The sequence below is a fragment of the Methylobacterium indicum genome (assembly GCF_001043895.1).
Classification (GTDB): domain Bacteria; phylum Pseudomonadota; class Alphaproteobacteria; order Rhizobiales; family Beijerinckiaceae; genus Methylobacterium; species Methylobacterium indicum.
This window is the reverse complement of sequence record NZ_JTHF01000318.1, coordinates 1-621: the sequence shown is the minus strand read 5'-3', so window position 1 is coordinate 621 and position 621 is coordinate 1. Positions and strand designations below refer to the sequence as shown.

At 56.7% G+C, this 621-nt stretch carries 1 rRNA gene; it reads left to right on the top strand.

Annotated elements, in window-relative coordinates:
• Nucleotides 1-621, top strand: a 23S ribosomal RNA gene (locus tag QR78_RS28715); the annotation flags it as partial.

Sequence of the window (621 nt, the reverse complement as noted above, 5' to 3'; positions counted from 1 at the left end):
TAGACCCGAAACCAGGTGATCTAGCCATGCGCAGGATGAAGGTGCGGTAACACGCACTGGAGGTCCGAACCAGTGCCCGTTGAAAAGGTCTTGGATGACGTGTGGTTAGGGGTGAAAGGCCAATCAAACCTGGACATAGCTGGTTCTCCGCGAAAGCTATTTAGGTAGCGCCTCGCGTGAATGCCTTGCGGGGTAGAGCACTGGATGGGCTAGGGCCGCCCACAGCGGTACCGCACTCAACCAAACTCCGAATACGCAAGAGCACTGCGCGGGAGACACACGGCGGGTGCTAACGTCCGTCGTGAAGAGGGCAACAACCCTGACCGACAGCTAAGGCCCCCAATTCGTGGCTAAGTGGGAAAGGATGTGGGACTCCCAAAACAACCAGGAGGTTGGCTTAGAAGCAGCCATCCTTTAAAGAAAGCGTAACAGCTCACTGGTCTAGCCAAGGGGTCCTGCGCCGAAAATGTAACGGGGCTCAAGCCACGAGCCGAAGCTTCGGGTGCATCTTAAGATGCGCGGTAGCGGAGCGTTCCCTAGGCTGATGAAGGGAGACCCGTGAGGGCCCCTGGAGGTATGGGAAGTGCGAATGCTGACATGAGTAACGACAAAGAGTGTGAA